The sequence below is a fragment of the Stenotrophomonas sp. YJH_SMC_127 genome, assembly GCF_059372445.1.
The window spans coordinates 457878-474242 of record NZ_JCAFVO010000001.1; the positions used below are offsets into that span (position 1 = coordinate 457878).

Sequence of the window (16365 nt, forward strand, 5' to 3'; positions counted from 1 at the left end):
GACGGGGCCTGGACCCGCTTGCGCCCGTGGCCGTCGTGCTTGATGATTGGGCCAGCTGACATGGAGGCAGCCCTGATGCAGATGACCCCGCGGGCCGCACGGCCCCGCTTCCTGCTTGTCGAGGACGACATCATCAGCCGCGGTTTTTTCAAGGCGGCGTTGGAAACGTTACCGGCGGATGTGGATACCGCAGATTCGCTGGCCAGTGCCCTGGCCAGTGCCGAACCCGGCGCGCATGATCTGTGGCTGATCGACGTCAACCTGCCGGATGGCAATGGCGCGCAACTGCTGCGTGAGCTACGCCGCTCACATCCCGACACACCGGCGCTGGCACATACGGCCGACGGCGATACCTCCATCCACGCCCGCCTGCGCGAAGCCGGTTTCAGCGACACCCTGGTCAAGCCGCTGGGCCGCGACCAGCTGCTGAAGGCCGTGCGCCGTGCGCTGGTCAACAGCCCGGCGGGAATCTTCGTGGCACAGGCCCCGGCCGCGGTCGAGCTGGCCGTTCAGGACTGGGACGAGACTGCGGCATTGGCCGCGCTCAATGGCCAGCGCAACCACCTGATCGCACTGCGCGAGCTGTTCCTGGCCGAGTTGCCCGGTGTGCGCGACGCGGTCGAGCAGGCGGTGGACCAGCACGACGAGCGCCAGCTGCGCAGCCAGCTGCACCGGTTGCAGGCGAGCTGTGGCTTCGTGGGGGCGGCACGGTTGGGCCGGGCGGTGCGCCAGCTGCATCATGCACCCGAGTCCGGGCAGGCCCAGGACGGGTTCCGCGCCGCGGTAGCTGCCCTGCTGCATTGAGGGTTTTTCGGCAGGGCTGCGCCCTGCACCCGCAGAGGCTTCAAGCCAAGGCAACAGCAACAGCAACGGCATGCATTCCGTGGGTTGGCGGTGCGGTATCGGACGGCGGGGACGCCGTAAACCCGTCCTTGGGGGCTTGGCAGCCGCATCCATGCGGCTGACACCCCGCCCTCCGATACCGCCCCACCTCTTACAGTTTTCCGCGATCGGGTAGATCCACGCCATGCGTGGATGAATTTCTGTCAGATATCGAAATCAATCTGGGGTCGGATCCGTTTTCCTGCGGAAAACGGATCCCACCCCACGCCGTTCCGACAGTTCGCGGAACACTGTCGAAGGCGGGGTGGGTCCGGTTGCGGGAGTGTCCGCGGCATGGATGCCGCGGCCAAGCCCCCAGGGACGGGTTTACGGCGTCTCCCGCAACCGGACCCACCCCGCCTACCCACGGATAGCCAGCTTTTGCCGTTGACGTTGATTCGGCAGGTGCAGGGCTGCAAGCCCTGCCGCCCCCCCCTACCTGCGCGGCGCGAGCTGCTCGAGCATTTCCCAGGACTTCAGCCCGCGCGCGCCCAGGTGATGGGCCAGCACCCGCCGCATCGGCAGGCGCAGGCTGGCCAGATCGGCGGCATCCGGTTCTTCGTCGGCCGCAAGGGCCAGCAGCGCCGAGCCAGTGGCCGCCGCCCGGCGCTCCCCGCCACGCTCGCTCAGCAGGCGCTTCGCCCCTTCCTGCGGGTCTAGCTCGTAGCGCGCCGCCGGGTCGATCGGCTGGCCATCACTGGCACTGTCCAGCTCGAAACCCAGGCCCAGCGCGGACAGCAGTTCGCGCTCGAAACGGCGCAGGGTCCAGGCCAGGCCGGCACCGACCGCCAGCCGCGCGCGTGCCTCACCGTAGGCGAGGTACAGCTCCGGCAGCGGGTCCTGGCGCGGGGCCAGGCGCAGGGTCAGTTCACTCAGGTAGAAGCCGGCCAACATCGCCTGGCCGACCAGGCGTGGCGCGGCATCCAGCGCCTCGGCACCCCGCAGCTGGGCCAGTTCACCCCGCTGCTGGGCACTGAAGCGGATCCACTGCAACGGCTGCAGGGCGGCGCGCAGCACCTGGCCCTTGGCGGTGGACACGCCACGCGCCAGCAGGCCGATACGGCCATGCTGCGCGCTCAACACTTCGACCAGCAGGCTGGTCTCGCGGTAGGCCCGTGCGTGCAGCACGAAGCCGGTGTCGTCCTCGATCATCATCGAAGCGACCGTCGCGGCTTATTCGTAGCCGAAGGCCTTCAGCGCGGCCTCGTCGTCGGACCAGCCTTCACGCACGCGCACCCAGGTTTCCAGGAACACCTTGGCCCCGAACAGACGCTCCATCTGCAGGCGGGACTTGGCGCCGATCTCCTTCAGGCGGGCGCCGCCCTTGCCGATCACGATGGCCTTCTGGCCCTCGCGCTCGACCCAGATCACCGCACCGATGCGCAGCAGGTTGCCATCCTCGGTGAAGCGCTCGATCTCGACGGTGGTTGCGTACGGCAGTTCTTCGCCGAGCTGGCGCATCAACTGCTCGCGCACCAGTTCACCGGCCAGGAAACGCTGGCTGCGATCGGTGATCTCGTCCTCGCCGAACATCGGCGGGGCTTCCGGCAGCAGCTTCAGCACGTCGCGCACCAGCGCTTCCAGGCCGTTGCGCTTCTGCGCCGAGATCGGGTGCACGGCGGCGAAATCACGACCTTCGGTCACCTGCTGCAGGAACGGCAGCAGCGCGCCCTTTTCCTTCAGGCGATCGATCTTGTTGACCACCAGCACCACCGGGATGCCGGCGTCGCGCAGCACGTTGAACGCCAGGCTGTCCTCTTCATCCCAGCGACCGGCTTCGATCACCAGCAGGCCTGCATCGACGCCTTCCAGCGAGCCACGCGCGGCGCGGTTCATCACCCGGTTCATCGCCCGCTTCTGCACCTTGTGCAGGCCGGGGGTGTCGACCAGCACCAGCTGGCCTTCCGGATAGGTGGCGATGCCCAGCAGGCGATGGCGCGTGGTCTGCGGACGGTTGGAGACGATGCTGACCTTGGCGCCGACCAGGGCATTGGTCAGGGTCGACTTGCCCACGTTCGGGCGGCCGATGACGGCCACGCTGCCGCAATGATGGGGAGTTTGTTCGCTCACTTGGAATCCAGTTGTTCTAGGACGGCCGCGGCCGCCTGTTGTTCGGCAAGCCGCCGCGAGGCGCCTTCGCCCTCGGTGCTGGCGGCCGGGTCGGCTACGTTGCAGCGTACCCGGAAGTGTTTGGCGTGGTCGTCACCGGATTCTGACACCAGTTCATACTGCGGCAACGCCTTCTGTCGGGCCTGCAGCCATTCCTGCAGGCGGGTCTTGGGGTCCTTCTCGGGCCGGCCGGAGGCCGGCAGTGCCTCGATCGAAGCGCTGAACCAGGGCAGTACCACCGCCCGGCAGGCCTCGAAGCCGGCATCCAGGTAGATCGCAGCCACCACGGCTTCCACCGCGTCGGCCAGGATCGAATCACGACGGTGGCCGCCGGACTTCATTTCGCCCGGGCCCAGGATCAGTCGATCGCCCAGTTCCAGGGTGCGCCCGATCACCGCCAGCGCGCCTTCACGCACCAGCTCGGCGCGGGCACGGGTCATCGCGCCTTCGTCAGCCTTGGGCCAGCGCTGGTACAACGCCTCGGCCGCCATCATGTTGACGATGCTGTCGCCCAGGAACTCCAGGCGCTCGTTGTGTGGCGCACCGGCACTGCGATGCGTCAGCGCCTGCTTCAGCAGCGCCGGGTCGCGGAAGGGATGACCGATCAGGTCACCACGTTGGAAAGGTTTATTCGGCACCGCTTCGGGTCAGGTCCTGGGATGAATCGAATTTGCCAACCACGTCCAGGTTGCCGACCAGCGGACGGCGCACTTCGTAGTTGACCTTGAGGGTCCAGCCATTGTCGCGGCGGTCGAACTTCACGTTGGCCGGCTTCACGTTTTCCGAGTAGTTGATGTACAGCCGCTTGAAGAACAGATCCTGGATCCGGGCCGGTTCCATGCTGCCCACACCCGGCTCGTTGGCCAGGCTCTTCATCGCCGAGCGCACCGCGTAATACTCCTGGTACATCGGGAACAGCTTCATGCCGATGTAAAGGAAGAAACCGACCACGATCAGGACCGCCAGGAACGAGGTCAGGGTCATGCCACGCTGCGTGTTCATCGTCTTCATTGCGTTCTCCCCAGATACGCGTTGGATGTGAAAATACTCGGTTGATGCCCGATCAGTTGATGCTCGAGCCGATCCGCGACGGCTCGAAGCCATCCTTGCAGAACCAGCCCTGGCAGTTCAGCCAGATCAGGAAGGCCTTGCCGCGCAGGTTTTCTTCCGGCAGCAGGCCCCAGAAACGGCCATCGTCGCTGTTGTCACGGTTGTCGCCCATCACCAGGTACTTGCCGGCCGGCACGGTCCACTGGCCCTGGCCACGCGGATAGTCGGTCTCCAGCACGGTGTGGGTACGACCCGGCAGGTGTTCGACCAGCAGGTTGGCACCCTCGCCCTGGCCCTTGTGGCCTGCATAGATGCCCTTGTTGTCGTACTTCAGCGGTTCGCCGTTGAGGATCACGCCGTCGCCTTCGAAGACCACGGTGTCGCCCGGCACGCCGATGACGCGCTTGATGAAGTTCTCACCCTTGGCCGGATCGTTGTCGCTGTGGCCGGGGAAGTGGAACACCACCACGTCGCCGCGCGACGGCTCGCCAAACGGCACGATCTTGGTGTTGCTGATCGGCAGGCGCAGGCCGTAGGAGAACTTGTTGACCAGGATGAAGTCGCCGATCAGCAGGTTCGGCATCATCGAGCTGGACGGGATCTTGTACGGCTCGGCGATGAAACTGCGCACGATCAGCACGATCGCCAGCACCGGGAAGAACGCACGCGAGTAATCCACCAGCACCGGCTCGGAGTCGAGCAGGCCCGCGCGCTGGGCGCGACGCTTGGCGAGGTACAGCTTGTCCGCGAGCAGGATCAGGCCCGAGGCCAGGGTCAGCACGACCAGGAGGATCTCAAACAGTTTCATTCAGGGTCCTTTGCAACGTCACCAGACGACCGGCCCCGCAGGGCCGGCGCGGGCCTTACTTGTTGTCCATCTGCAGGACGGCCAGGAACGCTTCCTGCGGAATCTCCACGCGTCCGACCTGCTTCATGCGCTTCTTGCCTTCCTTCTGCTTTTCCAGAAGCTTCTTCTTGCGCGAAACGTCGCCACCATAGCACTTGGCCAGCACGTTCTTGCGCATGGCCTTGACCGTGGTGCGGGCGATGATCTGCGAGCCGACGGCGGCCTGGATGGCCACGTCGAACATCTGGCGCGGGATCAGGTCCTTCATCTTCTCGCACAGCTCGCGGCCACGTCGGTCAGCGTGGCTGCGGTGCACGATCAACGACAGCGCATCGACCTTGTCACCATTGATCAGCACGTCCACGCGCACGAACGGGCCTGCGTCGAAGCGCACGAAGTGGTAATCGAGCGAGGCGTAGCCGCGGCTGACCGACTTCAGCTTGTCGAAGAAGTCCAGCACCACCTCGGCCATCGGCAGCTCGTAGCTGATCTGCACCTGGCTGCCCAGGTAGTTGATGCCGATCTGGCTGCCGCGCTTTTCTTCGCACAGCTTGATGATGTTGCCGATGTACTCCTCGGGGGTGAGCACGTTGGCGCGGATGATCGGTTCGCGGATTTCCTCGACCTGGTTCACCGCCGGCAGCTTGGCCGGGTTGTCCATGTTGATGATCGAGCCATCGGTCTTCAGGACCTCATACACCACCGTCGGCGCGGTGCTGATCAGGTCCAGGTTGTATTCGCGCTCCAGGCGCTCCTGCACGATTTCCATGTGCAGCATGCCCAGGAAGCCGCAGCGGAAGCCGAAGCCCATCGCCTCGGAGCTTTCCGGCTCGAAACGCAGCGCGGCATCGTTCAGGCGCAGCTTGTCCAGCGCTTCGCGCAGGTCCGGGTAGTCTTCGGCATCGACCGGGAACAGGCCGGCGAACACGCGCGGCTGCATTTCCTGGAAGCCCGGCAGCGGCTTCGGCGCCGGATCGCCGGCCAGGGTGAGGGTGTCGCCGACCGGCGCGCCATGCACGTCCTTGATGCTGGCGGTGACCCAGCCCACTTCACCGGCACGCAGCGCCGGCAGCACCTTGCGCTTCGGCGTGAACACGCCGACGTTGTCGACCTGGTGGTTGCGGCCGGTCGACATCACCTGCAGCTTGTCACCGGCCTTGATCTCGCCCTGCATCACGCGCACCAGCGACACCACGCCGAGGTAGTTGTCGAACCACGAGTCGATGATCAGCGCCTGCAGCTTGTCGGTGTCGCGCGGCGCCGGCGGCGGAATGCGGTGCACGATCGCTTCCAGCACGTCCTGCACGTTGAGGCCGGTCTTGGCACTGACCGGCACGGCGTCGGAGGCATCGATGCCGATCACGGCCTCGATCTCGGCCTTGGCGCGCTCGATGTCGGCGGTGGGCAGGTCGATCTTGTTGATCACCGGCACCACTTCCAGGCCCTGCTCCACGGCGGTGTAGCAGTTGGCCACCGACTGGGCTTCCACGCCCTGCGCCGCATCGACCACCAGCAGCGCGCCTTCGCAGGCGGCCAGCGAGCGGCTGACTTCATAGGAGAAGTCGACGTGGCCGGGGGTGTCGATGAAGTTCAGGTGGTAGGTCTGCCCGTCCTTGGCCAGGTACGGCAGTGACACCGACTGCGCCTTGATCGTGATGCCACGCTCGCGCTCGATCGGATTGGAATCGAGCACCTGCGCTTCCATCTCGCGGGCCTGCAGGCCACCGCAGAGCTGGATGATGCGGTCGGCCAGCGTGGACTTGCCGTGGTCGACATGGGCGATGATGGAGAAGTTGCGGATGTTCCGCATCGAATCAGAAGACATAGGTGGCGGCGGCGCGCGGCGTCGTCAGGGTAACGCTCGATTATCGCACGCCCAGCGCCCGGCCGCGAAAACCGGCTGCCGGGCACCGGCCCGGAACGACCGAAGCCCCGCCGGGGCGGGGCTTCGGGGGAGGCCCAGGGGCCGCCGGAGCGGCCCCGGCAGGCCCTACTAGCCGGCCTTGACCGCCACGAAGGCGCTGTTGCCGTTGGCCGTGCGGACCAGCAGCATGACCACGTCGTCCTTCTTGAAGCTGGACAGCGCCCGGTTCAGGGCATCCACACTGCCGACCGCGACGCGGCCGACCTGCAGGATCACCATGCCCGGCGACAGGCCGGCATCACGCGCCGCCTGGCCCTTGACCCCGGTGATGCGCACGCCTTCGTTGCCGTTGAGCCCGAACTGCTTGCGCTGAGCCGCGCTCAGGTCGCTCACGTCCAGCCCCAGCAGGGCATTGGCCCCGGTCTGCGGCGCCGCCTCGGCACCGCCGGCCGACGGCCCGCGGGCACTGGCCTGCCCGTCTTCACTCAGGGCGGTCAACGTGGCACTGAGGTCATGCGGCTTGCCGTCGCGGTACACCACCAGGTTCACCTTGCTGCCCGGCGCCATCGCACCGATCAGCGGCGGCAGGTCGGACCAGCTGTTGACCGGGCTGCCGTTGACCGAGCGGATGACGTCGCCCACCTGCACGCCGGCCTTGGCGGCCGCACTGCCGGCCACGATCTGGTTGACCAGGGCGCCACGGCTGTCCGGCAGGCCCAGGCCCTGCGCCTTCAGCGAATCGATCGGCTCCACGACCGCGCCGAGCTGGCCGCGGGTGACCTTGCCGCTCTTCTTGATCTGCTCCACCGCGCTCATCGCCAGGTCGATCGGGATCGCGAAGCTGATGCCCATGTAGCCGCCGGACGCGGAGAAGATCTGCGAGTTGATGCCGACCACTTCGCCGCGGGTGTTCAGAAGAGGGCCACCGGAATTGCCCTGGTTGATCGCCACGTCGGTCTGGATGAACGGCACATAGCGCTGGTCGGGGCCACCCGTACTGCGGCCGACGGCGCTGACCACGCCGGCGGTGACAGAATGGTCGAGGCCGAACGGCGAGCCGATCGCGACAACCCACTGCCCCGGCTTCAGGCTGTTGGAGTCACCCACGCGCACGGTTGGCAGGTTCTTCCCGTCGATCTTCAGCAGGGCGACGTCGTACTGCTGGTCGCTGCCCACCACCTTGGCGGTGAACTCACGGCTGTCGCCCAGCTTGACCTTCACGTCACTGGCGTCGGCCACCACGTGGTAGTTGGTCAGCACATAGCCATCGGGCGAGATGATGAAGCCCGAACCCATGCCACGGCCCTTGATGCTGGGGCCACCGTCTGGCCCACCCGGCCCCTGCCCCGGCATCGGGAAGTCGGGACCAAAGAAGCGGCGGAAGAACTCCGGCATGTCATCGTCGCCCATCGGGCCGCGCGCGGCCTGGCGGTTGTTGCGGACGATGGTGGTATCGACGTTGACCACGCCCGGGCCGACCTGTTCGACCAGGTTGGTGAAGTCGGGCAGGCCACTGACCAGCGGCTGCGCCGGTGCCCGCGCGGCCGCGGCTGGCACGGGCTGGGTCTGCGCGACGGGTGCCGGCGCCTGTGCGCAGGCCACCAGGGGAAGGGTCAGGGCCAGCAGGCCAATGGCCTGCGTGCGGAGTCGGGGAGTCATCGGACGGCAACCTCCGGGTCGGGTGGAAAGAGGAATACGGGCCCCGCCGACGGCGGGGCGTGAAGGCGCCCGGCTCAGTCGCGCGGGCGCGGCGGCACCGGCAGGTCATCCTGCAGGCGCGGCTCGAACGGATAGAACGCGGCACTACCGGCGTGGGCCGGGAAGCTGGCATTGAGCGCGCCGCCAGCGGCGGGCGCCAGGCTGGAGCGCGGCCATGGCCGGGCCTGCAGCCCGCTGACCTCGCCGAACGGCAGGTTGCGGTTGGCCGGCACGGTCGGGGTCAACGGTGCCTGCACGGCCGCGATGGCGCGCTGCGAAGTGTCGTCGCGCTGGGCGGCACGCGCGGCCTGCTGGCTGCGCGTAGCGCTGGCACGGCGGGCGTCCTGGCGGCGGCCCGCCGCGGCCATCGCTACGGCCGGCGCAGCAGCCACGGCCACCGCGGCCGTGTCCACCGAAGCCTCGGTGACTGGGGTCGGCGCGGCCGGTGCCAGTTCCGCCTGGCTGGCGATCACCTGCGGCGCCAGCGGTTCACCCGGCGTCGCCTCCTTCAATTTCTCGCCGCCGATGAACAGGGCGACCGCGGCGACCGATGCGGCCAGCGCAGCACCGCCGCCCCAGGCGCGCCAGCCACTGCGACGCACCTGGCGACGCGGCTCGGCCTGCGGCGTCGGCTCTGCCGCAATGGCGGCCGCAACGGCGGCACTGAAGCCGGCCGGTGCCAACGCCGGGGCCTGCCCGCGCATCACGTCGCCCAGCAGCTGCCAGCGCTCCTGGCAGCCGGCCAGTTCGGGGTCGTGTTCCATCCGGCGCAGCAGGAAGCGCGCTTCATCGGCACCCAGCTCGCCATCGACCAGGGCCGACAGCTGCTCGCGATGGCGCTGGTCCAGGCGCTGCCCGGCGGGCGATTGATGGTTCTGCGATTCGTTGAACGGATTACTGGTCATACGCGGCTCTTCTCACGGGTGGCGCTGCCGATGTCCAACAGCGGCCGGAGTTCGGTGTCGATCGCCTCGCGCGCCCGGAAGATCCGGGAACGCACGGTGCCGATCGGGCACCCCATCTTCTGCGCGATATCCTCGTAGCTCAGGCCTTCCACCTCGCGCAGGGTGATCGCCGACCGGAGTTCCTCCGGCAGCGCGTTGACGGCCTTCATGACCGTCTGTTCCAGCTCCTGGCGCATCAACTCGCGCTCGGGCGTGTCGGTGTCCCGCAGGCGGGTACCGCTGTCGAACTGCTCGGCGTCACCGATGTCGATGTCATCGGTCGGCGGACGACGATTGTGTGAAGCCAGGTAGTTTTTGGCGGTATTCACGGCGATTCGATGCAACCAGGTTGAGAACTGGGCATCGCCACGGAAACTCCCGATCGCGCGGTAGGCACGGATGAAAGTGTCCTGGGCGACGTCCTGACATTCGCTCCAGTCGGCGATGTAGCGACCGACCAGGGCCACGACCCGATGCTGGTACTTGCGCACCAGGACATCGAACGCGGCACTCTCGCCGTGCTGCACGCGCCGGACCAGCTCCAGATCCAGCTCCTGAGGTGTATCAACATCGGCCATGAGGGGCCGCACTCCTGTCAGCCCAACCGACGTCGGGCAATGAGACTGCCAATCCCGGGAAAAGTTCAGTCGCCGATCACCTGGCGCCGCACCAGCTTTTAACCACCATTCGGTTAGCGTCCCGGTCCACGGCCATGGATCCGGGGGCGCCACTCCCCTGCTATTGGGATTTGACGCGGGGGAAACAACCTCTGGATCATAGCCGCTTCTCCATACACAACCGGATGGAACGTCCATGCTCTCAGGCTTCGATGGTCTCCGCTTCAGCCACTGGCACCCCGAGATCCGCGACGACGGCGTGGTGGTTCTCTCCCTGGATCGCCAGGACAGCAGCGTCAATGCGATGTCGCAGGACGTGCTGCTGGAACTGGGCGACCTGCTTGAGCGCATTGCCCTGGACCCGCCCAAGGGCGTAGTCATCCAGTCGCTGAAGAAGGCCGGCTTCATTGCCGGTGCCGACCTGAAGGAGTTCCAGGAATTCGACCGTCGCGGCACCGTCAACGACGCGATCCGGCGTGGCCAGGCCACCTACCAGAAGCTGGCCGAGCTGCCCTGCCCGACCGTGGCGGCCATCCACGGCCACTGCCTCGGCGGTGGCACCGAGCTTGCCCTGGCCTGCCGCTATCGCGTGGCCTCCAATGACAGCAGCACCCGCATCGGCCTGCCGGAAACCCAGCTGGGCATCTTCCCGGGGTGGGGTGGCAGCGCCCGCCTGCCGCACCTGGTGGGCGCCCCGGCAGCGATGGACATGATGCTGACCGGCCGCACCCTGTCGGCCTCGGCCGCGCGTGGCATCGGCCTGGTCGACAAGGTGGTGGCACCGGCGGTGGTGCTCGACACGGCCGTTGCACTGGCGCTGTCCGGCACCACCCGCCCGTTCAAGCAGCGCGCCACGGCCTGGGCCACCAACACCTGGCTGGCACGCACGCTGCTGGCACCGCAGATGGTCAAGCAGGTCGCCCGCAAGGCGAAGAAGGACCAGTACCCGGCGCCGTACGCACTGATCAGCACTTGGCAGCGCAGTGGCGGCAAGCCGATCCAGGCCCGCCTGGACGCCGAGCGGCGTGCCGTGGTGAAGCTGGCCAGTACTCCGACCGCGCGCAACCTGATCCGTATCTTCTTCCTCACCGAACGCCTGAAGGGCCTCGGTGGCGGTGATTCCGGCATCCGCCACGTGCACGTGGTCGGCGCCGGCGTGATGGGCGGCGACATCGCCGCGTGGGCCGCCTACAAGGGCTTCGAGGTGACCCTGCAGGACCGCGAGCAGCGCTTCATCGACCCGGCCATGGAACGCGCGCAGGCGCTGTTCGCCAAGAAGGTGCGCGACGAGAGCAAGCGCCCGGCCGTGGCCGCGCGCCTGAGTGCCGACCTGGAAGGCAACGGCGTGGCCGAGGCCGACCTGGTGATCGAGGCAATCATCGAGAACCCCGAAGCCAAGCGTGCGCTGTACCAGACGCTTGAGCCGAAGATGAAGCAGGACGCCCTGCTGACCACCAACACCTCGTCGATTCCGCTGGTGGAACTGCGCGACCACATCCAGCGCCCTGCGCAGTTCGCGGGCCTGCACTACTTCAACCCGGTGGCGCAGATGCCGTTGGTGGAGATCATCCATCACGACGGCATGGCGCCGGAGACCGAGCGCCGCCTGGCCGCGTTCTGCAAGGCGCTGGGCAAGTTCCCGGTGCCGGTGGCCGGCAGCCCGGGCTTCCTGGTCAACCGCGTGCTGTTCCCGTACATGCTGGAAGCGGCCACCGCGTATGCCGAGGGCATTCCGGGCCCGGTGATCGACAAGGCCGCGGTGAAGTTCGGCATGCCGATGGGCCCGATCGAACTGATCGATACCGTCGGCCTGGACGTGGCCGCCGGCGTCGGCCGCGAACTGGCGCCGTTCCTGGGCCTGCAGATCCCGGCCGCACTGCAGACGGTGGAACCGGACAAGCGCGGCAAGAAGGATGGCCAGGGCATCTACACCTGGGAGAACGGCAAGCCGAAGAAGCCGGACGTGGCCAGCGACTACCAGGCCCCGGCCGATCTGGAGGACCGCCTGATCCTGCCGCTGTTGAACGAGGCGGTGGCCTGCCTGCACGAGGGCGTGGTGGCCGACGCGGACCTGCTGGATGCCGGCGTGATCTTCGGCACCGGTTTCGCACCGTTCCGCGGTGGTCCGATCCAGCACATCCGTGCGGTCGGTGCCGATGCGATCGTCGAGCGGTTGAAGGCGCTGCAGCAGCGCCATGGCGACCGTTTCGCGCCGCGCCCCGGCTGGGACAACCCCGCCCTGCGCGAACCGATGATTTGAGTTCATCGGCCGGGCCTGCGGCCCGGCACCCGCAGAGGCAACCGCCGAAGCAAAAGCCAGAGCCAGAGCCGGAGCAGCAGCCGGCTCTGGCTTTTCTGTTTGGTTGGCGGGGCGGTGTGGGCTTGCAGGACACGCCGTAAACCCATCCATGGGGGCTCGATGGCGCCTTCCATGGCGCCAACGGTCCTGCAAGCCCACACCGCCCCACCCAGACAGTTTCCCGGTGACGGTTGCTGAACTGCGATGGCTGGTAGGTGTCGACCTTGGTCGACACCAGGAGCGAAGCGACCCGCGTTTGATTTTGATTTTCTTTTTTCTTCTCCGTGGCTGGACGCACACGGAAACTGTCAGAGGCCGGGCGGGGTGGGTCCGCGGGGGTGTCCGCGGCATGGATGCCGCGGCCAAGCCTCCAGGGACGGATTCACGGCGTCCCCCGCGAACCCACCCCGCCCGGCCAAGCGCGGCTTTTGCTTTACGCAACCAACCCCACAGCCACGAGGGGCTGCGCCGTTGGCTGGAACACCCTGTTACCCAGACGGGGCATGTGCCCATCACAGCTGCATGCGATGCTCACCACCTGATCCCTGCCAGCGAGAATGCCCGCATGACCACCATCATCGCCCCGCGCGTGCACGACATCGGCGGCCTCGAAGTCCGTCGCGCCGTCCCCACCCTGCAGGCGCGCAGCATCGGCTCGTTCGTGTTCGTCGACCAGATGGGCCCGGCACTCATGCACCCCGGCACCGCCATCGACGTGCGCCCGCATCCGCATATCGGCCTGGCCACCGTCACCTACCTGTGGTCGGGCGCGATCGGCCACCGCGACACGCTGGGTTCGGATCAGGTGATCCGTCCCGGTGACGTCAACTGGATGACCGCCGGCCGCGGTATCGCCCATTCCGAGCGGACGCCGCAACCGGACCGCGACCATGACAACCCGATCCACGGCATGCAGACCTGGGTCGCGCTGCCGAAGTCGCACGAGGAAATCGAGCCGGCGTTCTACCACCATGCCGCTGCCACCCTGCCCGAGCAGCGTCGCAACGGCGCGTGGCTGCGGGTGATCGCCGGCCGTGCGTACGGCGAGGAATCGCCGGTGAAGGTATTCGCCGACACCCTCAACGTGGCAATCGATCTCGACCCCGATGCGGAAATCGATATCGACGACGGCCACCGCGAGCGCGCGTTGTACATCCTCGAGGGCGACGCGCAGCTGGATGGCGTGGATATTCCCGCGCAGCACCTGGTGATCCCCGAAGCCGGTGCACGCGGCCGCCTGCGCGCGAAGACGCCGGTGAAGGCGATGCTGTTCGGTGGCGAGCCGCTGGATGGCCCGCGCCACCTGTGGTGGAACTTCGTGTCGAGCTCGAAGGAGCGCATCGAGCAGGCCAAGCACGACTGGGAAGCCGGCCGCTTCGGCACCATTCCGGGCGACGACAAGGAATTCATCCCACTTCCGCAGTACTGAACATCGCGTGTTGCACACATCTGAAGGTGTATCCCTGCACCCGGCGTTGACGCTACAGTCACCCGCTGATCATTGAAATGTGACATAAATCACACTTTCGACCGTCAAAGGAGTGCAACACATGAGCATGGGTAAACGCTTGTCCGCCGAGTTCCTCGGCACGTTCTGGCTGGTTCTGGGTGGCTGTGGCAGTGCGGTGCTGGCCGCCAAGTTCGGTGGCGACGGCAATCCGCTGGGTATCGGTTTCCTCGGCGTGGCGCTGGCCTTCGGCCTGACCGTGGTGACCGGCGCCTATGCGTTCGGCCATATCTCCGGCGCGCACTTCAACCCGGCAGTCAGCGTCGGGCTGTGGGCCGGTGGTCGTTTCCCGACCAGGGATCTGGTGCCCTACATCATCGCCCAGGTTGCCGGCGGCCTGCTGGCCGGCTTCATCCTGCTGCAGATCGCCTCCGGCGCCACTGGCTTCGCCATCGATGGCAGCCAGGCGGGTGCGTTCGCCAGCAATGGCTATGGCACGCTGTCGCCCGGCGGCTACAGCGTGGCAGCCGCCTTCCTGTGCGAAGTGGTGCTGACGGCGGTGTTCCTGATCGTGATCATGGGTTCCACCCACGGCAAGGCACCGGCCGGTTTCGCCCCGCTGGCGATCGGCCTGTCGCTGACCCTGATCCACCTGATCAGCATTCCGGTCACCAACACCTCGGTGAACCCGGCCCGCTCCACCGCCGTGGCCTTCTTTGCCGGCAGCGGAGCAGTCAGCCAGCTGTGGCTGTTCTGGGTCGCTCCCCTGCTGGGCGGCGCGATCGGCGGCCTGATCTACAAGTGGATCGGCAGCGACCGCTGATCCACGCGGCTCCCATTGCGGCCCACCCTCGGCCGCAATGGTTACTTCTGCAACCGCGAATTGTGCGATTGCTCACGTTCCGTTAAGGTTGAGTTGACCGTCCGTGCACATGCCGGATGGGGCGGCATCCGGGGATGGGATGCCACGGCCGCCGGCCCTGCTGGCGGAGCCAAACAACTCATCACCTTGGGGGATGCATGAAGTTCGTGCCTGTCATGTTGTCGAGCCTGCTGTTCGCTGCGGCCCAGGCGGCCGCGCAGGCGCCGTCCGAATGTCCTTCGCTGCCAGCCAGCAGTGGCCTGCAGTGGCAGCAGCAGGTGCAGGCCGATTTCCTGGTCTGCCGCGCCAGCACCCCTGATGGCCGCGAAGTACTGAGCCTGATGCTCAGCGCGCGTGACCCCGCCATTCCGCTGAGCCGCTCGCTGCGCCAGGAAAAAGGCAGCTTCGGCGGTGAATCGCTGTACTGGTACCAGCCCGACCTGGGCGGCCAGCAACCGCCGGGATATGCCGAACGGCGCATCAGCGTGGTCAAGATCGACAAAGGGCGTTATGCGCAGATTGCGCTGTATCCGGACAGCGCGCAGGAACTGAGCTCACTGCAGCAGCTGGCGCAGGGCATGAGCCTGACCCCTTCGGCCGTGGCCGCCGGGCGCTGAAGGTGACGGGGATGACTGCCTGGCAGCATCCCCGCAATGCACCTCGATCGGCAGGTAGTGCCGGCCGCCGGCCGGCAAACCCTTCGGTCCTGATCAAAAGCAGGTGCCGGCCGGCGGCCGGCACTACCTCAGAACCTGCCTTCCTGGAAATCGACGAAGGCCTGCATCAGTTCCTGCCGCGTGTTCATCACGAACGGGCCGTGCCGCATCACCGGCTCGCGCAACGGACGGCCGGCCACCAGGATCAGCCGCGCGCCTTCGCTGCCAGCCGAAACATGCAGCTGTTCGCCGCCGCCCAGCACCGCCAGCTCCTGGCGCGCAACATCACGGGCGGCGTCCTGTTCACCCACCGTCAGTCCGCCTTCAAATACATAGGCAAAGGCGTTGTGGCCTTCCGGCAGCGTGTAAGTCCAGGCCCGGTCGGGCGCCAACGTGATGTCGAGATACAGCGGCTCGGTGGCCGGCTGCACGATCGGGCCGCGGGTGCCGTCGACCGAGCCGGCGATCACCTTCACTTCCACGCCGGCTGCCGGCTGCACCACGGGAATGCGCTCGGGCGGGAACTCCTGGTACTTCGGCTCGGTCATCTTCTCCTTCGCCGGCAGGTTCACCCACAGCTGGAATCCACGCATCTGCCCGCTTTCCTGCTCGGGCATCTCCGAGTGCACCAGGCCGCGGCCAGCGGTCATCCACTGCACGCTGCCCGGGGTCAACAGGCCTTCGTTGCCATGGTTGTCGCGATGCCGCATGCGTCCGTCGAGCATGTAGGTGACGGTCTCGAAACCGCGGTGCGGGTGTTCCGGGAAGCCGGCGATGTAGTCCTCGGCCCGGTCGGTGCCGAATTCATCGAGCAGCAGGAACGGGTCCAGGTCCGGCAGCGTCGGGCCGCCGATGACGCGGGTCAGGCGCACGCCGGCACCGTCGGAGGTGGGCATGCCACGGATGGTGCGCAGCACGCGGACCGGTTCGGGAAGGCTCATGGCGACTCCTGTGGGATGGATGCCCCTGAAGATGGACGCCACATGGCCGTACGCCAATGGATGGCACCGCAACCAATTGTTCCATCCCTGATGTTGGCTGCACGTCAGCGCCACCGTCGTACGACCAAAGTACTACCGCCGATTCGTCC

Annotated in this window: 15 protein-coding genes; 5 read left to right on the forward strand and 10 right to left on the reverse strand. The window is 67.1% G+C overall.

All coding sequences use genetic code 11. The annotated features are described in order from the left end of the window. Window positions 1-75: 75 nt before the first annotated feature. Window positions 76-804, forward strand: a complete 729-nt coding sequence (locus AC5QAB_RS02125) for a response regulator (RefSeq protein ID WP_014647994.1) — start codon at window positions 76-78, stop codon at window positions 802-804. A 513-nt stretch (window positions 805-1317) separates the two neighbouring features. On the opposite strand, the gene recO is transcribed toward AC5QAB_RS02125, so the two are convergent. From recO to rpoE, 9 genes are all read right to left on the reverse strand, one after another. Then, window positions 1318-2037, reverse strand: coding sequence for a DNA repair protein RecO (recO, locus tag AC5QAB_RS02130; protein ID WP_197562155.1), 720 nt, complete (start codon window positions 2035-2037; stop codon window positions 1318-1320). 18 nt (window positions 2038-2055) lie between these two features. Beyond that, complete coding sequence (gene era, locus AC5QAB_RS02135; RefSeq protein WP_005410599.1) at window positions 2056-2952, reverse strand: GTPase Era; 897 nt, start codon at window positions 2950-2952, stop codon at window positions 2056-2058. Next, a complete protein-coding gene (gene rnc, locus AC5QAB_RS02140; RefSeq protein ID WP_046431951.1) occupies window positions 2949-3629 on the reverse strand; it encodes a ribonuclease III in 681 nt (226 codons plus the stop codon). Before rnc ends, era begins: the two co-directional genes overlap by 4 nt. Continuing rightward, a complete protein-coding gene (locus AC5QAB_RS02145) occupies window positions 3619-4002 on the reverse strand; it encodes a DUF4845 domain-containing protein (protein ID WP_014647998.1) in 384 nt (127 codons plus the stop codon). The genes rnc and AC5QAB_RS02145 overlap by 11 nt, the downstream gene beginning before the upstream one ends. A 52-nt stretch (window positions 4003-4054) precedes the next feature. Further along, the gene (gene lepB, locus AC5QAB_RS02150; RefSeq protein WP_014038087.1) at window positions 4055-4849 is read right to left on the reverse strand and encodes a signal peptidase I; all 795 of its coding nucleotides are present in this window, start codon (window positions 4847-4849) and stop codon (window positions 4055-4057) included. 55 nt (window positions 4850-4904) lie between these two features. Beyond that, window positions 4905-6698 (reverse strand): translation elongation factor 4, encoded by a 1794-nt coding sequence (gene lepA, locus AC5QAB_RS02155; protein ID WP_032958997.1) that lies wholly within the window; start codon window positions 6696-6698, stop codon window positions 4905-4907. Window positions 6699-6881: 183 nt separating this feature from the next. Further along, entirely contained in the window at window positions 6882-8411 is a 1530-nt protein-coding gene (locus AC5QAB_RS02160) for a Do family serine endopeptidase (RefSeq protein WP_197562154.1), read from the reverse strand. Window positions 8412-8485: 74 nt separating this feature from the next. After that, window positions 8486-9355, reverse strand: coding sequence for an RseA family anti-sigma factor (locus tag AC5QAB_RS02165; protein ID WP_197562153.1), 870 nt, complete (start codon window positions 9353-9355; stop codon window positions 8486-8488). Beyond that, window positions 9352-9972 (reverse strand): RNA polymerase sigma factor RpoE, encoded by a 621-nt coding sequence (gene rpoE, locus AC5QAB_RS02170; RefSeq protein WP_014038091.1) that lies wholly within the window; start codon window positions 9970-9972, stop codon window positions 9352-9354. The genes AC5QAB_RS02165 and rpoE overlap by 4 nt, the downstream gene beginning before the upstream one ends. A 235-nt stretch (window positions 9973-10207) precedes the next feature. Between rpoE and AC5QAB_RS02175 the strand changes: the two genes are divergently transcribed. From AC5QAB_RS02175 to AC5QAB_RS02190, 4 genes are all read left to right on the forward strand, one after another. Beyond that, a complete protein-coding gene (locus AC5QAB_RS02175; protein WP_197562152.1) occupies window positions 10208-12271 on the forward strand; it encodes a 3-hydroxyacyl-CoA dehydrogenase NAD-binding domain-containing protein in 2064 nt (687 codons plus the stop codon). Between the two features lie 604 nt (window positions 12272-12875). After that, window positions 12876-13739, forward strand: coding sequence for a pirin family protein (locus tag AC5QAB_RS02180; protein ID WP_005410608.1), 864 nt, complete (start codon window positions 12876-12878; stop codon window positions 13737-13739). Between the two features lie 121 nt (window positions 13740-13860). Beyond that, the gene (gene aqpZ, locus AC5QAB_RS02185; protein WP_014648003.1) at window positions 13861-14580 is read left to right on the forward strand and encodes an aquaporin Z; all 720 of its coding nucleotides are present in this window, start codon (window positions 13861-13863) and stop codon (window positions 14578-14580) included. A 197-nt stretch (window positions 14581-14777) separates the two neighbouring features. Continuing rightward, window positions 14778-15236, forward strand: a complete 459-nt coding sequence (locus AC5QAB_RS02190; protein ID WP_049441929.1) for a hypothetical protein — start codon at window positions 14778-14780, stop codon at window positions 15234-15236. A gap of 128 nt (window positions 15237-15364) precedes the next feature. On the opposite strand, the gene AC5QAB_RS02195 is transcribed toward AC5QAB_RS02190, so the two are convergent. Next, window positions 15365-16216, reverse strand: coding sequence for a pirin family protein (locus AC5QAB_RS02195; RefSeq protein WP_401730195.1), 852 nt, complete (start codon window positions 16214-16216; stop codon window positions 15365-15367). Between the last annotated feature and the right edge of the window lie 149 nt (window positions 16217-16365).

Excerpts from the sequence above, each read along its gene's own strand:
- AC5QAB_RS02125 (WP_014647994.1), top strand. The coding sequence starts at position 76 with ATGCAGATGACCCCGCGGGCCGCACGGCCCCGCTTCCTGCTTGTCGAG.
- recO (WP_197562155.1), bottom strand. The coding sequence starts at position 2,037 with ATGATGATCGAGGACGACACCGGCTTCGTGCTGCACGCACGGGCCTAC.
- AC5QAB_RS02145 (WP_014647998.1), bottom strand. The coding sequence starts at position 4,002 with ATGAAGACGATGAACACGCAGCGTGGCATGACCCTGACCTCGTTCCTG.
- lepB (WP_014038087.1), bottom strand. The coding sequence starts at position 4,849 with ATGAAACTGTTTGAGATCCTCCTGGTCGTGCTGACCCTGGCCTCGGGC.
- lepA (WP_032958997.1), bottom strand. The coding sequence starts at position 6,698 with ATGCGGAACATCCGCAACTTCTCCATCATCGCCCATGTCGACCACGGC.
- AC5QAB_RS02160 (WP_197562154.1), bottom strand. The coding sequence starts at position 8,411 with ATGACTCCCCGACTCCGCACGCAGGCCATTGGCCTGCTGGCCCTGACC.
- AC5QAB_RS02165 (WP_197562153.1), bottom strand. The coding sequence starts at position 9,355 with ATGACCAGTAATCCGTTCAACGAATCGCAGAACCATCAATCGCCCGCC.
- rpoE (WP_014038091.1), bottom strand. The coding sequence starts at position 9,972 with ATGGCCGATGTTGATACACCTCAGGAGCTGGATCTGGAGCTGGTCCGG.
- AC5QAB_RS02175 (WP_197562152.1), top strand. The coding sequence starts at position 10,208 with ATGCTCTCAGGCTTCGATGGTCTCCGCTTCAGCCACTGGCACCCCGAG.
- AC5QAB_RS02180 (WP_005410608.1), top strand. The coding sequence starts at position 12,876 with ATGACCACCATCATCGCCCCGCGCGTGCACGACATCGGCGGCCTCGAA.
- aqpZ (WP_014648003.1), top strand. The coding sequence starts at position 13,861 with ATGAGCATGGGTAAACGCTTGTCCGCCGAGTTCCTCGGCACGTTCTGG.
- AC5QAB_RS02190 (WP_049441929.1), top strand. The coding sequence starts at position 14,778 with ATGAAGTTCGTGCCTGTCATGTTGTCGAGCCTGCTGTTCGCTGCGGCC.
- AC5QAB_RS02195 (WP_401730195.1), bottom strand. The coding sequence starts at position 16,216 with ATGAGCCTTCCCGAACCGGTCCGCGTGCTGCGCACCATCCGTGGCATG.